Source organism: Halobacillus salinarum, from assembly GCF_022919095.1.
Taxonomy (GTDB): domain Bacteria; phylum Bacillota; class Bacilli; order Bacillales; family Halobacillaceae; genus Halobacillus_B; species Halobacillus_B salinarum.
The window spans coordinates 3,517,668-3,536,241 of sequence record NZ_CP095073.1 but is presented as its reverse complement, the minus strand read 5'-3'; the positions used below and the strand labels follow the sequence as shown (position 1 = coordinate 3,536,241).

At 43.0% G+C, this 18,574-nt stretch carries 15 protein-coding genes and 1 pseudogene; 9 read left to right on the top strand and 7 right to left on the bottom strand.

The annotated features are described in order from the left end of the window. Window positions 1–408: 408 nt before the first annotated feature. The 5 genes and pseudogenes from MUN89_RS18355 to MUN89_RS18335 form a co-directional block, all read left to right on the top strand. On the top strand, window positions 409–2,208 hold the full coding sequence (locus MUN89_RS18355; RefSeq protein ID WP_244709289.1) for a PTS mannitol transporter subunit IIBC: 1,800 nt from the start codon (window positions 409–411) through the stop codon (window positions 2,206–2,208). Between the two features lie 181 nt (window positions 2,209–2,389). Beyond that, window positions 2,390–4,492, top strand: a complete 2,103-nt coding sequence (locus MUN89_RS18350; protein WP_244709287.1) for a BglG family transcription antiterminator — start codon at window positions 2,390–2,392, stop codon at window positions 4,490–4,492. Between the two features lie 17 nt (window positions 4,493–4,509). Continuing rightward, entirely contained in the window at window positions 4,510–4,947 is a 438-nt protein-coding gene (locus tag MUN89_RS18345; protein ID WP_244709285.1) for a PTS mannitol transporter subunit IIA, read from the top strand. Further along, a complete protein-coding gene (locus MUN89_RS18340) occupies window positions 4,948–6,081 on the top strand; it encodes a mannitol-1-phosphate 5-dehydrogenase (protein ID WP_244709283.1) in 1,134 nt (377 codons plus the stop codon). Window positions 6,082–6,261: 180 nt separating this feature from the next. Further along, window positions 6,262–6,522, top strand: a pseudogene (locus MUN89_RS18335) (transposase); the annotation flags it as partial. 85 nt (window positions 6,523–6,607) lie between these two features. On the opposite strand, the gene ade reads toward MUN89_RS18335, so the two are convergent. Both ade and MUN89_RS18325 read right to left on the bottom strand, forming a co-directional pair. Then, complete coding sequence (gene ade / locus MUN89_RS18330; RefSeq protein ID WP_244709281.1) at window positions 6,608–8,386, bottom strand: adenine deaminase; 1,779 nt, start codon at window positions 8,384–8,386, stop codon at window positions 6,608–6,610. Window positions 8,387–8,565: 179 nt separating this feature from the next. After that, the gene (locus MUN89_RS18325) at window positions 8,566–8,919 is read right to left on the bottom strand and encodes a PilZ domain-containing protein (RefSeq protein WP_244709280.1); all 354 of its coding nucleotides are present in this window, start codon (window positions 8,917–8,919) and stop codon (window positions 8,566–8,568) included. Window positions 8,920–9,118: 199 nt separating this feature from the next. On the opposite strand from MUN89_RS18325, the gene MUN89_RS18320 reads away from it, so the two are divergent. Together MUN89_RS18320 and MUN89_RS18315 are read left to right on the top strand one after the other, a co-directional pair. Then, window positions 9,119–10,897, top strand: a complete 1,779-nt coding sequence (locus tag MUN89_RS18320; protein ID WP_244709278.1) for a M3 family oligoendopeptidase — start codon at window positions 9,119–9,121, stop codon at window positions 10,895–10,897. 18 nt (window positions 10,898–10,915) lie between these two features. Beyond that, entirely contained in the window at window positions 10,916–11,221 is a 306-nt protein-coding gene (locus MUN89_RS18315) for a 4a-hydroxytetrahydrobiopterin dehydratase (RefSeq protein ID WP_396266055.1), read from the top strand. Between the two features lie 137 nt (window positions 11,222–11,358). Here MUN89_RS18315 and MUN89_RS18310 read toward each other — a convergent pair whose 3' ends face one another. The 3 genes from MUN89_RS18310 to efeO form a co-directional block, all read right to left on the bottom strand. Further along, window positions 11,359–13,029, bottom strand: coding sequence for an FTR1 family iron permease (locus tag MUN89_RS18310; protein ID WP_244709275.1), 1,671 nt, complete (start codon window positions 13,027–13,029; stop codon window positions 11,359–11,361). Window positions 13,030–13,172: 143 nt separating this feature from the next. After that, window positions 13,173–14,438 (bottom strand): iron uptake transporter deferrochelatase/peroxidase subunit, encoded by a 1,266-nt coding sequence (gene efeB, locus MUN89_RS18305; protein ID WP_244709273.1) that lies wholly within the window; start codon window positions 14,436–14,438, stop codon window positions 13,173–13,175. Between the two features lie 70 nt (window positions 14,439–14,508). Then, window positions 14,509–15,384: an iron uptake system protein EfeO gene (gene efeO / locus MUN89_RS18300; RefSeq protein WP_244709272.1), complete on the bottom strand. Its 876-nt coding sequence runs from the start codon at window positions 15,382–15,384 to the stop codon at window positions 14,509–14,511. 158 nt (window positions 15,385–15,542) lie between these two features. Here efeO and MUN89_RS18295 point away from each other — a divergent pair, with 158 nt between their 5' ends. Further along, window positions 15,543–16,487: a phosphotransferase family protein gene (locus MUN89_RS18295; RefSeq protein ID WP_244709270.1), complete on the top strand. Its 945-nt coding sequence runs from the start codon at window positions 15,543–15,545 to the stop codon at window positions 16,485–16,487. 27 nt (window positions 16,488–16,514) lie between these two features. Continuing rightward, on the top strand, window positions 16,515–16,958 hold the full coding sequence (locus MUN89_RS18290; protein WP_318036098.1) for an SRPBCC family protein: 444 nt from the start codon (window positions 16,515–16,517) through the stop codon (window positions 16,956–16,958). Between the two features lie 30 nt (window positions 16,959–16,988). On the opposite strand, the gene MUN89_RS18285 is transcribed toward MUN89_RS18290, so the two are convergent. Both MUN89_RS18285 and MUN89_RS18280 read right to left on the bottom strand, forming a co-directional pair. Next, window positions 16,989–17,915 carry an RluA family pseudouridine synthase gene (locus MUN89_RS18285; RefSeq protein ID WP_244709268.1) on the bottom strand — a complete coding sequence of 309 codons (927 nt, stop codon included), beginning with the start codon at window positions 17,913–17,915 and terminating at the stop codon, window positions 16,989–16,991. 26 nt (window positions 17,916–17,941) lie between these two features. Then, window positions 17,942–18,571 (bottom strand): response regulator, encoded by a 630-nt coding sequence (locus tag MUN89_RS18280; protein WP_244709266.1) that lies wholly within the window; start codon window positions 18,569–18,571, stop codon window positions 17,942–17,944. Window positions 18,572–18,574: the final 3 nt, after the last annotated feature.

Sequence of the window (18,574 nt, the reverse complement as noted above, 5' to 3'; positions counted from 1 at the left end):
AAATCATTACATATAGGATGCCAGCAAGAAGAGCAGCACCCCCGAATCCATAGATAAAATCTGTTGAATCATACTGAGCACTTTTTTTCATGCTGAAATACCCCTTTCTATGATATAAATAGTAGTTTGTTTAAAAACGAATTCCCTTTATTTTACTTATTCTACTTAATAGACGAATTCACCTTCCAAAAAGTTTCATTTTTATTACAAAAATGTATCATTAATATTTCTCCGTGCTATATTTTTGTTACAAAACATCCAAATATATGTAAAATAATAGGCTATTTAAATGATGTCAACAATCCAGCTGACAAACATGCATTTAGATTTTATTGAATAGACAGCTGTAACCGCTTTAAAATGAATGTACAAGCCAATCGAATTGAAATATTAAAGGAGGAAATTTAAATGGCTGAACAAAAAGCGGGAGCAAGAGCCCGCGTACAGAAGTTTGGCAGCTTCCTGAGCAGCATGATCATGCCGAATATTGCGGCATTTATTGCCTGGGGGCTGATTACGGCATTATTTATTCCTGATGGCTGGACGCCTAACGAAGATCTAGCTAAATTAGTCGATCCAATGATCTTTTACTTACTGCCTTTATTAATTGCTTTTACCGGTGGTCGTCTAATTCATGGATTACGAGGAGGAGTCGTGGCAGCAACTGCTGTCATGGGGGTTATCGTCGGACAGGCAGACACGCCAATGTTCCTCGGTGCCATGATCATGGGGCCGCTTGCCGGTTTTGCCATAAAAGGCATTGATAAGTTCTTTGAAGATAAAATAAGATCAGGATTTGAAATGCTGGTCAATAACTTCTCGGCAGGAATAGGGGCAGCCATTCTTGCTGTTGTAGGTTTCTATCTTGTCGGTCCGGTTGTAGAAGGAATTACGACAATTCTCGGAGCAGGCGTTAAATTCCTGATTAATGCAGGACTGCTGCCATTAGTTAATATATTTATAGAACCTGCGAAGGTGCTGTTCTTAAATAACGCAATTAACCATGGAATCTTAAGTCCGCTTGCTGTAGATCAGGCTAATGAAGTTGGAAAGTCCGTTCTATTCCTGCTTGAACCAAACCCAGGCCCTGGCTTTGGAATTCTGCTTGCTTTCATGTTCTTTGGAAAAGGCGTTTCCAGACAAACGGCGCCAGGCGCAGCCATTATCCAGTTCCTTGGCGGTATTCATGAAATTTATTTCCCTTATATTTTATCTAAGCCGCTTCTTATTTTGGCAGCGATGGCAGGTGGTGTGGCAGGTACAGCTACGTTTGTTGCATTCGGGGCAGGACTCTCCTCTACACCATCACCCGGCAGTATCATTGCGCTGCTGCTATTAACTCCTAAAGGCAATTACGTAGGAGTCATCCTGGGAGTGTTAATCGCAACGGCAGTTTCATTTATCATCGCTTCAATTATTCTGCGCTCCTCTAAACAGGAAGAAGAATCTGATTTGTCAGCGGCTACCGCTCAAATGGAACAAATGAAAGGGAAGAAAAGCCGTGTGTCCGGACAGCTTGGTGGAGAGAGCAGCGAAGAGAAAGCTGCAGATTCATCAGCGGTAGAACGAAATACGGAAGAAATTCCTTCCGTGGACGTAAAAGATGTAGATAAAATTATCTTTGCCTGTGACGCTGGTATGGGCTCAAGTGCGATGGGGGCTTCTCTACTCAAAAACAAATTTAAGAAAGCAGACATTGATATTGATGTAACGAATATGTCCATCAATGATCTGCCATCCGATGTGGATATTGTCATTACCCATAAGGATTTAACAGAACGGGCAATGCAGAAGGTTCCAAGTGCCCACCATATTTCTGTTGAGAACTTCCTCAACAGCCCGAAATATGACGAACTGGTGGAAGAATTGAAACGTGAGACTTCAGAGACAGCAGAACAAAATACAGAAGAAGTTCCTTCCGTAGACGCAAAAGATGTAGACAAAATCATCTTTGCCTGTGACGCTGGTATGGGCTCAAGTGCAATGGGATCATCCCTTCTTAAAAATAAATTTAAGAAAGCAGGCATTGATATTGATGTCACCAATATGTCTATTAATGATCTGCCATCAGATGTAGATATTGTGATTACCCATAAAGATTTAACAGAACGGGCGAGACAGAAGGTTCCAAGTGCGCACCACATTTCCGTTGATAACTTTCTCAACAGCCCGAAGTATGATGAGCTTGTTGAAGAATTGAAAAAATAAGTAGTCATCTAAGAAGAGCCTGAAATCATTCAGGCTCTTTTTGCGTCAAGTTATTAAATGTTGTCATCATCTTGTGTGCCTAAAATGCATTATCTCTCTATTGTTTTGCTTAAAAAGGAGCAGTACGATGATAGTAGCAAGGTATTAATGGACGTGATGTACGGAAGAAGGGAGGGATAGGATGTATATTCCAGCCAGGGAAAGAAAAGTAATCGAATTACTACTGGAATCCCAATATGATGTACCGATAAAGCAAATTGCAGATAAATTGGATGTAAGTGCAAGAACGGTCCATAGAGATCTTAAAGGCGTAGAGCAAGTGCTGGAGACCCACGGGTTAACACTTAAAAAGAAGACGGGAAGCGGTCTTGCTATTATAGGTTCTGAAGAAGACCGGAACCATCTTAAAGAAGCCATAAGTGATCAGAGGGCGGTGGATTATACCCCTGAAGAGCGGCATGTTCTCATATTATCAAGGCTGCTCGAGGCACGCGAACCAGTAAAGTTAATGACCTTAGGAACCGAGCTTGGGGTAACTGTCGCAACAATTAGTCATGATTTGGATAAAATTGAAGAGGATTTGACTGGTTTTCAGCTGGATTTGGTCCGGAGACGCGGATACGGGGTCGAAATTCAGGGGAAAGAAGCAAATATTCGTGAAGCAATCAGCTATTTAATTATGCAGCACCTGAACGAACTGGATTTTTTAAAGCTGTTAAGGGAACAAATTCAAGGGTCGTCCTCGGCTACAGTAGACACAGTGTCTGATCATCTGCTTGGGCTTGTTAATAGGGAGACCATTGCAAGAATCGAACAAACCATTGAATCCATTCGCCCTGTCTTGACTTACCATTTAGCTGACAGCGCTTATATTGCCTTAGTCATTCACTTGTCACTTGCGATTGAACGGTTGCAGCAAGGGGAATACATTCGTATGGAAGAAGAATATTTAGCCAGGCTCAGGTCAACAAGAGAATTTGAAGTAGCCGGCCAACTGATCGACCAGCTGGAGGAAATATTTGAACTCGAAATCCCTGAAGCTGAAACGGGATATATTACGATGCACCTGATGGGAGCTAAAGTGCGGTATGACCAAAGTCTCCCTCTAGAAGACAGTAGTTTAAGCGTAGCTTTTAAAGCCAAACAGCTGATTGAATTTGCTTCTCAGGAGCTGAACCAAAATCTTCACCAATCCAATCAGCTGTTAAATGATTTAGTTGTCCACCTAAAACCAAGTTTGTACCGGATCCAGCATAATATGGATATTCAGAACCCTTTAACCGCTCAAATCGAACAAGACTATCCTGAGTTATTTGAAATGCTTGAGCGTGCAGTAGCTGCAATCTTTCCTTCTCTGGTCTTTCCTAAAGAAGAGACAGCTTATTTAGTCATGCACTTTGCTTCTGCTATGTTAAATATGTCGGAAGCGCAAGCCTTTAATGTAATGGTTGTCTGTTCAAGCGGGATTGGAACGGCAAAAATTCTAGCAGCAAAATTAAAGCAGCAATTTCCGGAAATCCAGGAAGTCGATCATCAATCATTGTTTGATTTAGAAAAGATTGATGTGGATGACTATGACCTGATGGTTTCGACAGTTCCGCTAGCCGATCAGGAAAATTATGTACTCGTGAATCCGATGCTGCCAACAGCCGATGTCCACCGTCTTCAGCACGCACTTCGCCGTGTCAAGATAACAGGCCGGATGAAAAAACTTGAGAATGAGACCATCTCTGAATCCAGTGATCAAACGCTGCAGACCATTCAGCAGTCTGTCTCTAAGATTCAAAAGTACGCGGAAACAGTAAGTGAATTGCTGCGTTTTTTACAAGTTGTAGAAGTGCCGCAAGGGAACAAAGAAGACGTCTTAAGATTTGCATGCAGGAACCTGGCAGAGAAAGGTGCACTCCGTGATGCTGATTCTGTTTTTTACGCATTACTAGAAAGGGAAAAAATCGGTGGTCTTGGTATCCCCGGAACCGGGGTTGCTTTATTCCATACGAGGAGGCCTGATATTTCAAATGTTTCTTTTTCAGTGCTGACTCTTTCCGCTCCCATTAGCACAAAAGGAATGGATGGAGAGATGATGCCTGTGAATACGATAATCGTCATGCTTGCACCAGAGGATGCATCTAAAGAAGCTCTTGAAGTGCTGAGCTATTTAAGTTCTATTCTTGTCGAAGACCCAGCGAGTTTGGAAATACTTGAATCTCATGAAGATGAGAGCATTACCAGGTACATTTCTAATCAGCTTCATCAATTTATTAAAAATAATCTATCATCATAAGAAGAGGAGAATGAATCATGTCTGAAAACATTTTAACTGCAAAAACGATTGAACTTGGAGCCGATTTTTCATCCAAAGAGGAAGCCATCCGTTATGTTGGCGCAATGCTTCGTGATCAAGGGTATGTGAATGATGAGTATATCGGAGAAATGCTTGAACGTGAAGAAGTCACTTCCACTTATATGGGAAATTACGTCGCGATCCCCCACGGAACAGAGGCAGCTAAGAAGGATGTTTTAGAAACGGGTCTTGCTGTAGTCACCGTTCCAGATGGTGTAGATTTTGGAGGAGGAAATATCGTAAAATTGCTGATTGGAATTGCAGGAAAAGGAAACGAACATTTAGAAATCCTTTCTCAAATTGCGATTGTATGCTCCGAAGAAGAAAACATTGACACGATATTAAATGCCGATTCAAAAGAAGAAATCCTTTCTTTATTCAATGAGGTGAACTAAATGAAGGCTGTTCATTTTGGTGCAGGAAATATAGGCAGAGGTTTTATTGGAGCTCTTTTAACGAAAGCAGGTTACCATACGACTTTCGTGGATGTGAATGATGCATTAATTCAAGCAATAAATGACAAAGGTACGTATGAAGTCCAACTTGCCGGCAGCGATGATTCCATTCAAGTGAGTGATGTATCCGGAATCAACAGCAGTAAGGAAAAAGAAGCGGTGATCAAGGCTATTACGGAAGCGGATCTAATTACCACAGCAGTTGGTCCGGCTATCTTGTCGATCATTGCTCCGCTTTTAAAAGATGGTCTAGCTCTGCGCAGTGAGGAAGTCAATGTCATAGCTTGTGAAAACATGATTGGCGGAAGTGAACAACTGAAATCGTACGTTCTTGATCATGCGGATGAAGCAGAAGCAAGTACGATTCAATCGAATGTCGGATTTCCTAATGCTGCTGTGGACCGGATCGTCCCTGACCAGAGCCATGCTGATTTATTAACCGTTAAAGTGGAGCCTTATTTTGAATGGGTTGTAGAGACGGCGCATATTAAAGGGCAGGAGCCAAAAGTTGAAGGGATGACTCTTGTTGAAGATTTGACTCCTTATATTGAGAGAAAACTCTTCACCGTAAACACGGGACATGCGGCAGCTGCCTATCTCGGCCGCTATAAAGGACACAAAACGATTAAGCAGGCAATGGACGATCAAGATATTCTTACTAAAGTAAACGGTGCTTTAAAGGAATCAGGAGCAGTGCTCATTGAGAAATACGGCTTTACTCCTGATGAACACCAGAAGTATATTGACACGATTATTGGGAGGTTCCTAAACCCGGATCTTTCCGATGAGGTAACCCGTGTCGGGCGCGGCCCAATTAGGAAGCTTGGGCCAAAAGATCGTCTCGTACGCCCGGCTTCTGAGTATATGAAATGGACTGGAAAATCTCCCGATTATTTAGCTGAAGTGATCGCGGCTGCTTTGTTCTATTCAAACGAGGCAGACGAGGAGGCTGTAAAGCTTGAAGAAAAGGCAGGTCAACTGGGACGATTAGGCGCATTTAAAGAAATTGCCGAATTAAGTGATGAAGCTCCGCTTGTTCAAGTAGTAGAAGAAAAGTTAAAACAGCTTGCATAACAGAAAAAGCCTCCTGTATATAGGTTGTCAGGCTGTCGAGAAGTCTCGGCAGCCTGATTTTTGGTTTCAATCAAGAAAAGAACGACAAAAATGGAAATCGTAACAATGGAAGAACTTGTGCCAGAAAACCAAAGAAGTGAAAGGGAGTAAGAACGATCCGAAGAGTGGGGATTGATACCGGGAAAACGGATTTATAGAGTGAGAAAAGAGAAAGTGGAGCGTAGCTTCGCAGATTCAAAAGAACGGCATGGGCTGCGCTATTGCCGTTTGCGTGGAAAAGAAAGAGTAAAGGAACAGGCGCTGTTGACAGCTGCCTGTCAGAACATGAAAAAGACTCTCCTTCATCCAGCTAGGGTGAGCGAGGTGAAGGCGAGTCTTTTTCTGTCTTTAAAGACATACCAAAGAGCGAGGTCCCTTCCACTCCTGCGGAAGAACGAGTGAGCCGAGATCACCGAGCGTGGGTTTCGATCGGGCGCTCGTCCGCGGAAAGGGAAGGATAGGGTGTGTTTATTTACTGTCTACTCATTCATTCGTTGATTTCTAAAGGCGTCAGCTGGAATGCATCGACGTCAGCAATCCCACGATTGGTAATTCGCAGCGATGGGATAACGGGAAGGGCAATTAAGGAAAACGTCATAAAAGGTGCATGAATCGTGCAACCTAGTTCTTTCCAAGCTGCATCTAATTTTTCCACTTGATGAGCTACAGTTTCCAAAGGCTGATCGGACATGAGACCGGCAATGGGCATGGGTACGTTAGCGATCACTTTGCCATCCATCACAGCAGCCATTCCTCCTCCTTGCTCAGCAAGCAGGTTCGCTGCAACAGCCATATCTGTTTCCGATACACCCATGACAATTAAGTTATGACTATCGTGAGCGACAGTAGAGGCTACGGCACCGCGTTTCAAATGAAATCCTTTCGTAAAGCCATGTGAAGTCTGCCCTGAACTGTGGTGGCGGTCAATGCAGGAGAGACGAATGATGTCCTGATCGGGGTCAGCTTGAATAACACCATCCTCAACAGGAAGCTCTGCTTGATTTTTAACGGTTCTGGCGTTATTTTCGATAACCTCAATCACTTGCACGCTTGTTTTTCCAGATTTTTTTGATGCCGGCATAAAATCTTCAGCTGTCAGCTTGTGTTTAATATGAACCGATTGCTTAGCTTTAAGCGGGTATTCATAAGCTGGAAATGGGACCTGGTAATCACCGTCATCAAATACGACTTCGCCGTTAATGACTACAGTGGATGGCTTCATTTCTTCCAAGCTGTCCATTAATAAGATATCGGCATACTTCCCGGGAGCGATGCTTCCGAGAGTATCTCCATAATTAAAATAATTTGCAATGTTGATGGTGGCCAGTTTTAAGGCAGTGAAAGGGGAAATGCCTTCTTCAATAGCACGTCTGACCACATGGTTTAAATGTCCTTTTTGAATAAGGGTCTGCGGATATACATCATCGGTGATAAGAGACATATGATCAGTTGGCATATGGTCTTCAGTTATCACCGGCGCAAGCTGCTTAACGTCCTGCCAGGCCGAACCTTCCCGTATCATCACATGCATCCCGAGTCTCAGTTTTTCCAATGCCTGCTCTCTTGTAACCGTCTCGTGACAGGACGTGACTCCGGAGGCGATATAAGCCTGAAGCATGCAGGGGTCTTCGGCAGGCATATGCCCGGTTACTGTTTTCCCTTGCTGAATCGTAGCATCAATTTCGCCGGCCATTTTTTCATCTCCATGAATGACGCCGGGAAAGTTCATGACTTCGCCAAGGCCAGCTGTATTTTCCCATTGCAGTCCTTCTTTTATGTGCTCCACCGTTAATTCTGCTCCGGAATCCTCCAAGTGTGAAGTAGCCGGAACACAGGAAGGAATGGTCGTAAACACTCTTAGAGGAAGCTGCTGCCCCTCCTCGTGCATCCACTTTACTCCTTCCAAACCAAAAACGTTGGCAATCTCATGGGGGTCCATGAAAATAGTCGTGGTCCCTTGGCGAATGGCAGCTTTTGCAAATTCTTTGACAGACATCATCGTACTTTCTACGTGCATATGTCCATCGATTAAGCCGGGAGTTATATATCTGCCATTCGCTTCTATTACTTTTGTTTCTTCTCCGTTAAGGTGGTCAGCATCACCAATATAAGCAATGCAGCCTGCTGTAACAGCAATATCCGTATGGGGGAATTGTTCATTTGTGTGGACATTAACGAGGGTGCCGTTTTTGATAATCAATTCTGCTGTTTGTTTTCCCATAGCAGTGGCTGCCAGTATTTTTCTTTGAGTTTGTGATATGGACATCGTTCCATCCCCTTTTTATTAATGGTGATCCTATGTGAATCTTTTCTCTATCATGTATGGTTCGTATGGGTGACTAGTAAGATGATCGTTTTTATTTCATATCGTAGAGGACGCTGTCAGGTGCCGTCTATAATCTTAATTCTGAGCAGGTACCCAAGTAAACATTAACAATGAAGCCGTTAACTTTTAGGGTTGCGGTATTTCTTTAAAACCTCTTTAATTTCCTCGTGGTGGTCATCAATAAAACCTAGGCCATAGTGATAAGACCCATTTAATTTTTTCGTCCAGATCACTTTGGCAGCAAATTGAAGCTGAATATTTGCGATCGTAGTCCGAATTAATAATTGTAGATTATCTCTCATAGGGATGCGGAGAGGAGAAGCTATTTTGAGTCCACCAGTGCTGAGATCCACGATCGTGCAAGGTCCTTCTGAGGAATTCAACGGGGTATGTTTTACCTTGATTATTTTGAAATGGGCAGGGACAGGTTCTTGAAATTCATAGCGCAGAGTTTCCTGACGACGATAACGCATACGTTTCCCCCTTTTGCTCAAGGTTGTAATAGAAATTAACAAAGTTCCTATTAAAAAGCAATCTATTTGTTATTTATTCTAACATTCTGAAATCCTGGGGGTAAGGAGCTGTTATTTATTATAAGAATATTTTGATATAATAAGATTAGTATCGGTTAATCAAAGAAATACAATTGTCTCTTCAACAGAAAGGGGAAAAATGATGCAGCAATTCAAGCCTGTGTGGGATTTAGATGCGATTTTTGAAGGAGGGAGTGCCTCTCAGCAGCTACATAAATACATTGAAAAAACGGAGGAAGAAATCCGAACACTGCAGATGATGGTCGAAGCTTTTCTTCCTCCTAAGCAAGCGGAGCCTCCTGACTCCATGGAAGAAATCATTCATGTAATGCAGGAAATTACGAAAAGACTAGGAGAGTTTGGTGCCTACGTGAGCTGTTTAACGGCTCAAGACGTGTCTGATCGAAAAGCCAATATCTTAATGTCTAAACGGAGTGAACTCGGGGCGCGCTTTGAAAACATATTGACTCAGTTTGATCAAAAGCTTGTACAAATTAAAGAAGAGGTTTGGAAAGCATTGTTAACCAGTCAACCCTTTAATCATGTGGCGTTCGTTTTGAATGAACGAAGACAGCTGGCCATGGACAAGCTTGATGCAGAGAAGGAAGCACTCATTAATGATTTAGCAGTGGATGGTTACCATGGATGGGAGCAGATGTACGATGCCCTCGTCGGCCAGATGAGTATAAATGTGAATGGAGAAGAGCTTTCGGTCGGTCAGGCAGCGAATAAGCTGAGTTCCTCTGACCGCCATGTACGAAAAGAAGTTTTTAACAAGCTCCAGGAGGCGTGGGGAAAGAAGGAAGACTTATTTAGTGAAACCCTTAATCATATGTCCGGCTTTCGTCTGCAAATGTATGCACGAAGAGAGTGGACGAACTTATTAAAAGAGCCGCTGGAAATGAACAGAATGAGCGAAGAGACGCTCACGACCATGTGGGATACGATTAAGAAATATAAGTCGCATTACGTGAAGTACTTGGAAAGAAAAGCAAAGCTTCTTGATATTGATCAGCTCAGCTTTTTTGATGTAGAGGCTCCTATTGGGTCAGCTGAAGAAACGATGAGCTATACGGAAGGAGCTCAATTCATCATCGACCAGTTCAGGCAATTCAGCCCTAAAATGGCAGAATTTGCGGAAATGGCTTTTGAAAAGAGATGGATCGAAGCGGAGGACCGGGCAGGTAAAAGGCCGGGGGGTTTTTGTACGAGCTTCCCGGACAGTAAAGAGACGAGAATCTTTATGACCTACTCAGGCACACCTTCCAATGTGGCTACTTTAGCTCATGAACTAGGTCACGCTTACCATCAGCACGTGATGAATGATATGGCCATTCTAAATCAAGGCTATGCTATGAATGTCGCGGAGACAGCGTCCACCTTTGCTGAAATGATCGTGGCTGATGCAGCCGTAGAAAAAGCGAAGACTGAAGAAGAGAAACTCGTTCTTCTTGAAGATAAAGTCCAAAGAAGTGTGGCTTTCTTTATGAACATTCACGCAAGATTCTTATTTGAAACGAAGTTTTATGAAGAGCGAAAGAGTGGAGTACTTCCGGCGGACCGTTTGAATGAGCTGATGATCGAAGCTCAGAAAGAAGCTTATTTAGAGACGCTGGAGGAGTATGATCCGTCCTTTTGGGCTTCAAAACTCCACTTTCACATTACAGATGTACCATTTTACAACTTTCCTTATACCTTTGGCTACTTGTTCAGTTTAGGCATCTATGCAAAAGCGAAACAAGAAGGTCAAAGCTTTGAAGAAGATTACATCTCCTTGCTTCAGGATACAGGAAGAATGACGGTAGAAGAGCTTGCTGAAAAGCATTTAGATGTTGATTTGACGAAACCGGATTTCTGGGAACATGCCCTGGAACTTGGGCTTAAGGATCTTGAAGAGTTTATGAAGTTAAGTTCTTAAATGAAAGGGGAGAAGCTAGTGGAAACACGTATTCCTGAGGAAGAAAAAGAGCAGAGGGTAGCTGAGCTTAATGGATGGAAACTGGAAGATGAAAAATTCATTGTAAAGCGGTATCGCTTTAAAGAATTTTTAACCGGGGTCCAGTTTGTGAATCAAGTCGCGGAGTATTCTGAAGAAATTCAACACCACCCTTTTATCAGCATTGATTATAAAAGGGTCACGATGAAGCTGACTTCTTGGAATGCAAAAGGGCTGACCGAGCTGGATTTAGATTGTGCAAAAAAATATGATCAGATGTATGAGCAAATGGTAAAAGAACAATAAGAGTCTGGACAGAAGTGTTTCAAATCCAAAAATCCGAACTATTCTGCGCATCCCGTTGAGGCATGGAGCAGAGTAGTTCGGATTTTTATCGTTTGACCTTAGCGTTGGACATTCCAAGGTCGTTTCCATCTATTTCCTTATGAAGCAAGCTCAGATTTGGACTGGCGTTTCCTCCGTTGGGATCTTAAGAATTGGGAAACAATTATTATCAGTAGAATCAGCTGTCCTAAGGCAGTTTCCCAAGTAGGGTAAAAACCAATCAAGTCGATGCTGCCTATTGTAGTAAGCGGATGTACAGGGAGGAGGTCTGTGATTTGCAGAGCATGTATGCTGACTCCTGTAAATTTTAAAGCAATAAAGTAAATAAGCAGGCTCGCTGCAAGAAAGAATGGCCGAATAGGGATGCGCACGCTTAATTTTATTAAAAGAAAGCCGATGATAAGAAGCACGAGCAAGGCTCCGCCCATGCCGGCTAGTAAAGAAGAGAGCTTGATAGAAGGTGCCATTCCTAAATAAAATAGGATTGTTTCTGCTCCTTCTCGGAAGATGGCAACGAAGGTTACAAGAGCCAGCATCCAGCTTGCACCTGTTTTCATCACCTTTTGCAGCTGTTGATTTACATATTGGTTCCAAGCTAATACATTTGATTGTTTATGCAGCCAAGCCCCGACCGTAATCATCATAATAACTGCGATGATACCGGTAATACCTTCAATCATCTCCCGGTTAGTTCCTGCCTGCATACCGGCGAAGGCAAGCGTCAACACTACAGCCAATCCTGCACTTAATAAAAGACCAATCCCGAGGCCGCTCCAAACCCATACTTGTTTATTGTGATTTCCGGTTCTTCTTAAATAGGCGAGGAGGGTCGCAATAATTAAGATGGCTTCCATCCCTTCACGAAATAGAATAAAAAAAGCATCCCAGGCAGAATAACTGCTTTCTTCAGCATAGGGCTCAAGATCTGACCTCATTTCACGAATTAACTCTATCGCTTCTGAGTCATCAGGATTTTGTGAACTTAGAATGGTCAAAACCTTTGTCATCGTGTTTTCAGTTTGATTATAAGTGCTTTGGGATTTAGTGAGAACTTTTCCCTCTACTTGCGGCCAAAATTGAATGAAATCTTCCATTTGGGCAGCCGCCTGGTCATATTGCTGATTTCCTATGGACGTTTCAACTTGTCCCAATGTATCGATCAGGCCAGTCAGCGAGACTTCTTTATTTGTTTTGGCATTATTATCTAATTTTCCGTCTGTATAGTCTTGAATGGTCTGTCTAAGCTCAGAAACTGCATCGGCTGCTTGTTGTTTTTGTACAGGGGTTTTATTTAAAGCGACCCGGACCATACTCATTTTAGTTTCTATGGTTCCATATGCGCCCACATTTGTTTCTCTAATCGGTTTTTCCAGTGCTGTCCATTCTTTTACAAAGGACTGATTTAGAGTCTGTGCTTTGCTGAAATGATCCTGCTCAATCTGAGCTTGGATTTGATCCAGACTCTTAATGAGTCCAAGCACGGACTCTTTATCTACACTCGTATCACTTTTTGAAGCGGCATTTAAATAGTCATCGGTTGATCTTGCTAAACTAACAATCGAATCATACAGCTTTTTTTGAGGTACAGGTTTTTCCTCTAAGAGCTTCTGAGAAGCTTCCAATTGTTTTGAAATCTGTGATGCTTTGTCTTTCATGTCCTGCCTGCGTTCAGTATTTTCCCAAGCTTTTTCATAAGCAAGAAGTGTTTGTTTAAGAGTTTCATAGTCTTCACTCCTTACTTCAACCAGCGCGTCTCCTACAGCCGGCATTAGATCCGATTCTCCGGGGCTTTCCTCAGCATACCCAGAATTTGAATGACTAAATACCGTAAGGAGGAAAATCAGGGTGAAGAAAGATAGCAGGCTCCGTTTCTTTATATCCATTGTGTTCATCCTTTCAGATGGTGCTTGAATTAAAATAGTGAATCGCCGATGTATCCACCTTTCTTCGTTCCTCCTGGGCAGGCAAAAACAGCTGATCCAATATGCCGGATATATTCATTTAAGTGATCCGATTGTGCCATGCGTTTCTGAATAGGGACAAATTGTTTGAATGGATCTTTCTGAAAACATAAAAACAAAAGACCTGCATCCAATTGGGCCCGTGCAGGATCCATTTCACTTGAATAAGAATACGAGCGGCGTAATATCTTCTGTGATCCGTCGCCTCGTCCCAGCCTTACATGAGCGTCCATGGGTATAGCGGGCTTGCCGTCACTATCTTTCTTATCTAATTTGACGTCGTCAAATTCTTTTTCCTGTCCTAATGGTGCCCCGGAGACCTTCTCTCTGCCGAAGGTCGCTTGCTGGTCCTTTAAATGAGTGCGGTCCCATACTTCCAACAGCATACGAATGCGGCGCATGACCATGTAGCTGCCATTCTTCATCCAGGATGCTTCTGCGCCGTTTGACCACACAATATTGTTAAAGTCTTCTTCTGTATTTGGATTCACCGTACCATCCTTAAATCCAAATAAGTTTCTAGGAGTACTGTCCTTTTTTCCTGACTGCTGACTCCGAAGAAAGCCCGATTGCATCCACCGGAGGGTTACAATACCACGGCCGATCCTGAGCAGATTCCTGATCGCATGAAAAGCGACCTGCTGATCATCCGCACATACTTGCACACAAAGGTCTCCACCGGTCCATTCCTTTTCAATTTCATCTCCAGGAAAGGAGGGGAGAGCTTGGAGCTGATTTGGTTTTTTGGCAGCCAGGCCAAATCGGTCGGAGCCTTCTTTTTCAAAAAAACTGCTTCCGAATCCATAAGTAAAGGTAATTCTTGAAGCTGATAACCCTGTAGCTTCTCCGGTATCTTCAGGGGGGATATAAAGATTGTCGGAATAATCACCGATCAGGTTTCCCATGGCCATTTTCTCAGAAGCAACCGTCCATTCTTTGAATAAGTCACGGATATCGGCTAACTTATTTGTTGTAATGTCCATTGAAATCAGGTACACATACGTCTGCTGTTTAGTCATAATGCCTGCCTGGTGCTTTCCATAAAAGGGGATTTGATTCTCTGCAGCAGCTGGTTTCTCGCTAGACGTTTTACCAAGTGCAGTGATCGAACCAACGCCGCTTGCGCCGATCAGCAATCCCAGCCCGCCGGCACCTGTCCTGTAGAGCATTTCTCTGCGGGTGATTTTCTTTGAATGAGGTGTATGATCATCTTTCATATTGTCCATTCCTTTCCTGATGATAAACGAGGGAAAGCCGCTAGATGAATCATCCAGCGGCAGGGGGCTGTTATTTTTCAAGTACAATCCCGATTTGAGATAAAGGTTCGGCAAGTGCATCGATTGACTTGCTTAGCTTTTGAGTATCCTTATCTGAAAGATCTGTGTACGATACGTAACCGTCCCCTTTTTTATACTGGTTCAAAGCTTCATAGACTTCATCAAATCGCTTCTCAAGAGTAGAGGCGAGTTCCTCGTCCTTTTCTTTTATTACTGGATTGAGTAATTCTACTATTTTTTTGGAGCCGTCGACATTAGCTGCAAAGTCGTACAGATCAGTGTGGGAATACCGCTCCTCCTCGCCGGTGATCTTAGAGGAAGATACTTCATTTAACAAATCTACGGAACCTGTTACGAGCGTTTGAGGAGATACTTCGGCAAGCTCAATCTTTGCTCGCAGGGATTTCACATCATTTAATAGCTGCTCCGCGTATTTTTCAGCTCCATCGGTCGTATTATCCTCCCACAGGATTTTCTCGATCTTGTGGTAGCCGGTCCATTCATCTTTTGGAACATCGCCTTCACGCGCATCGATCTTAGGGTCTAAATCTCCGAGGGCTTCAGCAATTGGTTCAATCCGCTCATAAGGCATACGGGCCTTAGGATATAATTGCTTTGCTTTCTCCAAATTGCCTGCTTTGACAGCATCGACAAACTTAGATGTATCTTCAACAAATGTATCTGTTTGAGAGAGCCCATACTGACGATACGCTTCTACAGCCTCATCTAATTTCTTCTGAGCGGTGGTGCTGCCTGCATCCGTCTGTTCAGTTGTTTGATCTGCTGAATCTTTTTCTTCTGCTTCACCGGATTGATCTGAGCTGCAGCCGGCAAATAACAGGACTGGCAGTAATAAAGTAATTGTTGTAACTTTTGAAAAATACATATGTAAAATTCCCTTCCAAATGATAATGATTTTCAATATCTGTAATCCATTATACTGATAATCCTTCTCAAGTAAAGACCCTGCTATTAATAATCTACTTATTATTAGCAGGTTTTGTATAATAAGACTAGTAATCTTTTTGGAAAGGACGTGGAAAGATGAAGGAAAACTGGGAACGTGTAAAGGTAAAGCCGTCCATTCCGGTGGAAGAAATTACCGAGAAAGTAAGGGAAGAAACCGGAAGGGAAGTCCTCATGATAGAAGAGCTTACAGGAGGGCTAAGTCACAGCAATTATAAATTACAATTTCATAAATCTCCTCCTCTAGTAATCCGGGTAACCAGCAATAAGGATCGGTTAACAATGGAAAGACAGCTTCACAGCCTTTTAAGGGATGTTCCTGAAGTTCCCTCTTTCTTTACAATCTTTCAAATAGGGGAGAATTGGGCCGGGCTGATGGAGTGGAAAGAAGGAAAGCAATTGAAACATTTATTTTATCAAGGCGATAACCAGTCAAATGAACGCCTGGGCTACTCAGCGGGTGAGCTTCTGGCAAGGTTTAGGAACATTTCTTTTGAAAACAGCGGTTTTTTTGATGCAGCCCTGAAGGTGGAAGAACCTTTTCATCTGGAAGCGGAAAGTTATAGGCAGCTTTTGGAAAGTTTTCTACAGGATAAGGTAAAGTTATGGATCGGACCGGAATTACAGAGCCGTATCATCAGCTATGCTTCACGCCAAGTGGAGCTGTTGAAATTAGACGATTCCGGTCCCGCTCTTGTACATGGAGATTTTAACGGGCTGAACTTACTAGGGGATACGAATAGTGTAACAGCAGTACTTGACTGGGAATTTGCGTTTTCGGGTTCGATTTATGTAGATATAGGAAATTTTATTCGTTATGAGAACTTTCCAGAGTATCAGGCTTGTGAAAGAGGGTTGATCAGCGGACTGAGAGATTCCGGTATCTATTTACCAGAAGAGTGGAAGGAAATCGCACGTCTGGTAGACTTACTAGGTTTATGCAGCATGTTAAACTTGGAACATCCTGCACCCAACCGCTTCAAGGATTTGAATCGGTTGATTGAGCAGACCATATATGCGTAGGAGGTGCCTTTTATTCCTATAATAAAAATGTCAGTTTGGATAAATGTTCCGGTTGAGGAATGCTTTGACCTTGCCAGGAATATCGGGCTTCATCCGTTCACAGTCCCTCAGACTAAGGAAAAGCCGATTGCAGGAAGAAGGGAAGGACTTATTGAAGCGGGGGAGATGGTAACTTGGCGTGCCCGTCATCTTGGTGTGACACAGACATTAACCTCACTTATCCAATCGATGAACCGCCCTTACCAATTTGTGGATGTCATGGTGAAAGGCGCCTTTCGCTCATTCACTCATGTCCATTTATTTGAACAAAAGGGAGAAGGTACAAAAATGATTGATATTCTCCAATTTGAATCTCCTTTTGGGCATATTGGAAAACTAGCTGATAAGCTTTTTTTGGAACGTTACATGCGGAAGTTCCTCACAATAAGGGCGGTTAATCTCAAAAGGATAGGGGAAAGCTTGAAGCCATAAAAAATCCGGAGAAGTAACTCTCCGGACGTCTCATACTTGAAGGATCTGCGATTCTGTAAACAATTTAATTTCAGAATCAGCGTGAGCATAGCATGTCACTTCTTCTTCGGTAAAAGGATGGACAAAGGTGAGTTTTGCTGCATGAAGGGCCTGTTTATGACTGATTTTTGCTTTTCCTCCATAAAGATCGTCTCCCATCAGGGGATGTCCGATATAGCTCAAATGCACTCTGATTTGGTGGGTTCGTCCTGTTTTAAGCTGAAGCTTCAGAAGGGTTGCCTTCCGCTCAGGATTATATTCGATGACTTCATAATCAGTCTCCGCTTCCTGCCCGGTCTTTGAGACTCTTCTTCTTACAGGGTGATGGCGGTCTTTCCCTATCGGTTCGCAGATTGTCCCTTGTTTTGTCTTTACTTTCCCTTCTACCCAGGCTAAGTAGGTGCGCTTGATTTCCCGCTTTTTTAATTGATTGCCAAGCGTCGCAATCGCCAGGTCATGTTTTGCAAATAAAAGGGCTCCGGACGTATCTCGATCCAGCCTGTGCACATATTTTGGGGTTGCTTCTATTCCATTGGATTGAAAATAAAAAGCAACACCATTGACCAACGTACTTGTATTCTCGGGTGTATTCGGGTGGGTGCCGATGCCGGCGGGCTTATTTACGACAAGCAGATGATCATCTTCAAAAACGACATCGATGTCCATGTAAGCCGGAACGACCTCCAAGGGCTGCGGTTCAAACAGCCGTATCCGGAGGATATCTCCGTCATGGACTGTATGGGTCTTCCAATGAGGAATTTCGTTATTTAACGTCACACCTCTAGTGGATCTGAATTTATGCAGCAGCTTGCGTGGCACATTCCATTTGTTCCTTAGTACTTGTTCTACAGTTGATCCATCCCATTTAGCAGGGACAATGATTTCAAACCATTCCCCTTTTCTTGTTGTCTGTAACATGCATTCACCTTAACTTTCTATCCGATTTACAGCCACTTGCTTTCATAAGCGACCCGCGCCAATTCTACCCTATTTTTGATGTTTAATTTTCTCAATACGCTTTTTAAATGATTCTTTACGGTATTTTCCGTAATATGAAGCTGCGAAGATATTTCTTTGTTCGTCGCCCCAGAAGCTGCCAGCTTCATGACTTCAATTTCACGGCTGGAAAGTGGAGGCTTTTCCTTAGGCTCCGAACCCATAAGTTTAGAAAGCGTATCGTCAATAAACGCTTTTGAAATCCTTCGTCCGTCCAACACAGCTTCTATGTAAGCATCCCATTCATTAGGACGGGTATTTTTTAAAAGATACCCCTGAGCTCCTTCTTTTAAGGCTTCAAATAAATGGGTACTATCTTCGGACACGGTTAAAATAATGATTTTACTCTCTGGAAGCTTCTGCTTAATCGTACGTGTAGCTTGAAGGCCGTTGCATTCCGGCATATGAATATCCATTAAAATCAAATCCGGATGCAATTGCTCTGCCAAGTTTACGGCCTCTATTCCATTGACGGCTTCACCAATAATTTCACAGGACGAAGAAGCAGAGAGGATGTCCCGAATGGCTTCCCGCGCATGCTCGTGGTCATCGGCAATTAATACTTTATAAGTTGTCATGCT

Coding starts and splice junctions, on each gene's coding strand:
- MUN89_RS18295 (WP_244709270.1), top strand. CDS start 15,543: ATGAAGGAAAACTGGGAACGTGTAAAGGTAAAGCCGTCCATTCCGGTG.
- ade (WP_244709281.1), bottom strand. CDS start 8,386: ATGTCCATATCACAAACTCAAAGAAAAATACTGGCAGCCACTGCTATG.
- MUN89_RS18280 (WP_244709266.1), bottom strand. CDS start 18,571: ATGACAACTTATAAAGTATTAATTGCCGATGACCACGAGCATGCGCGG.
- MUN89_RS18325 (WP_244709280.1), bottom strand. CDS start 8,919: ATGCGTTATCGTCGTCAGGAAACTCTGCGCTATGAATTTCAAGAACCT.
- MUN89_RS18350 (WP_244709287.1), top strand. CDS start 2,390: ATGTATATTCCAGCCAGGGAAAGAAAAGTAATCGAATTACTACTGGAA.
- efeO (WP_244709272.1), bottom strand. CDS start 15,384: ATGTATTTTTCAAAAGTTACAACAATTACTTTATTACTGCCAGTCCTG.
- MUN89_RS18355 (WP_244709289.1), top strand. CDS start 409: ATGGCTGAACAAAAAGCGGGAGCAAGAGCCCGCGTACAGAAGTTTGGC.
- efeB (WP_244709273.1), bottom strand. CDS start 14,438: ATGAAAGATGATCATACACCTCATTCAAAGAAAATCACCCGCAGAGAA.
- MUN89_RS18290 (WP_318036098.1), top strand. CDS start 16,515: ATGTCAGTTTGGATAAATGTTCCGGTTGAGGAATGCTTTGACCTTGCC.
- MUN89_RS18320 (WP_244709278.1), top strand. CDS start 9,119: ATGATGCAGCAATTCAAGCCTGTGTGGGATTTAGATGCGATTTTTGAA.
- MUN89_RS18340 (WP_244709283.1), top strand. CDS start 4,948: ATGAAGGCTGTTCATTTTGGTGCAGGAAATATAGGCAGAGGTTTTATT.
- MUN89_RS18310 (WP_244709275.1), bottom strand. CDS start 13,029: ATGCCGGCTGTAGGAGACGCGCTGGTTGAAGTAAGGAGTGAAGACTAT.
- MUN89_RS18345 (WP_244709285.1), top strand. CDS start 4,510: ATGTCTGAAAACATTTTAACTGCAAAAACGATTGAACTTGGAGCCGAT.
- MUN89_RS18285 (WP_244709268.1), bottom strand. CDS start 17,915: ATGTTACAGACAACAAGAAAAGGGGAATGGTTTGAAATCATTGTCCCT.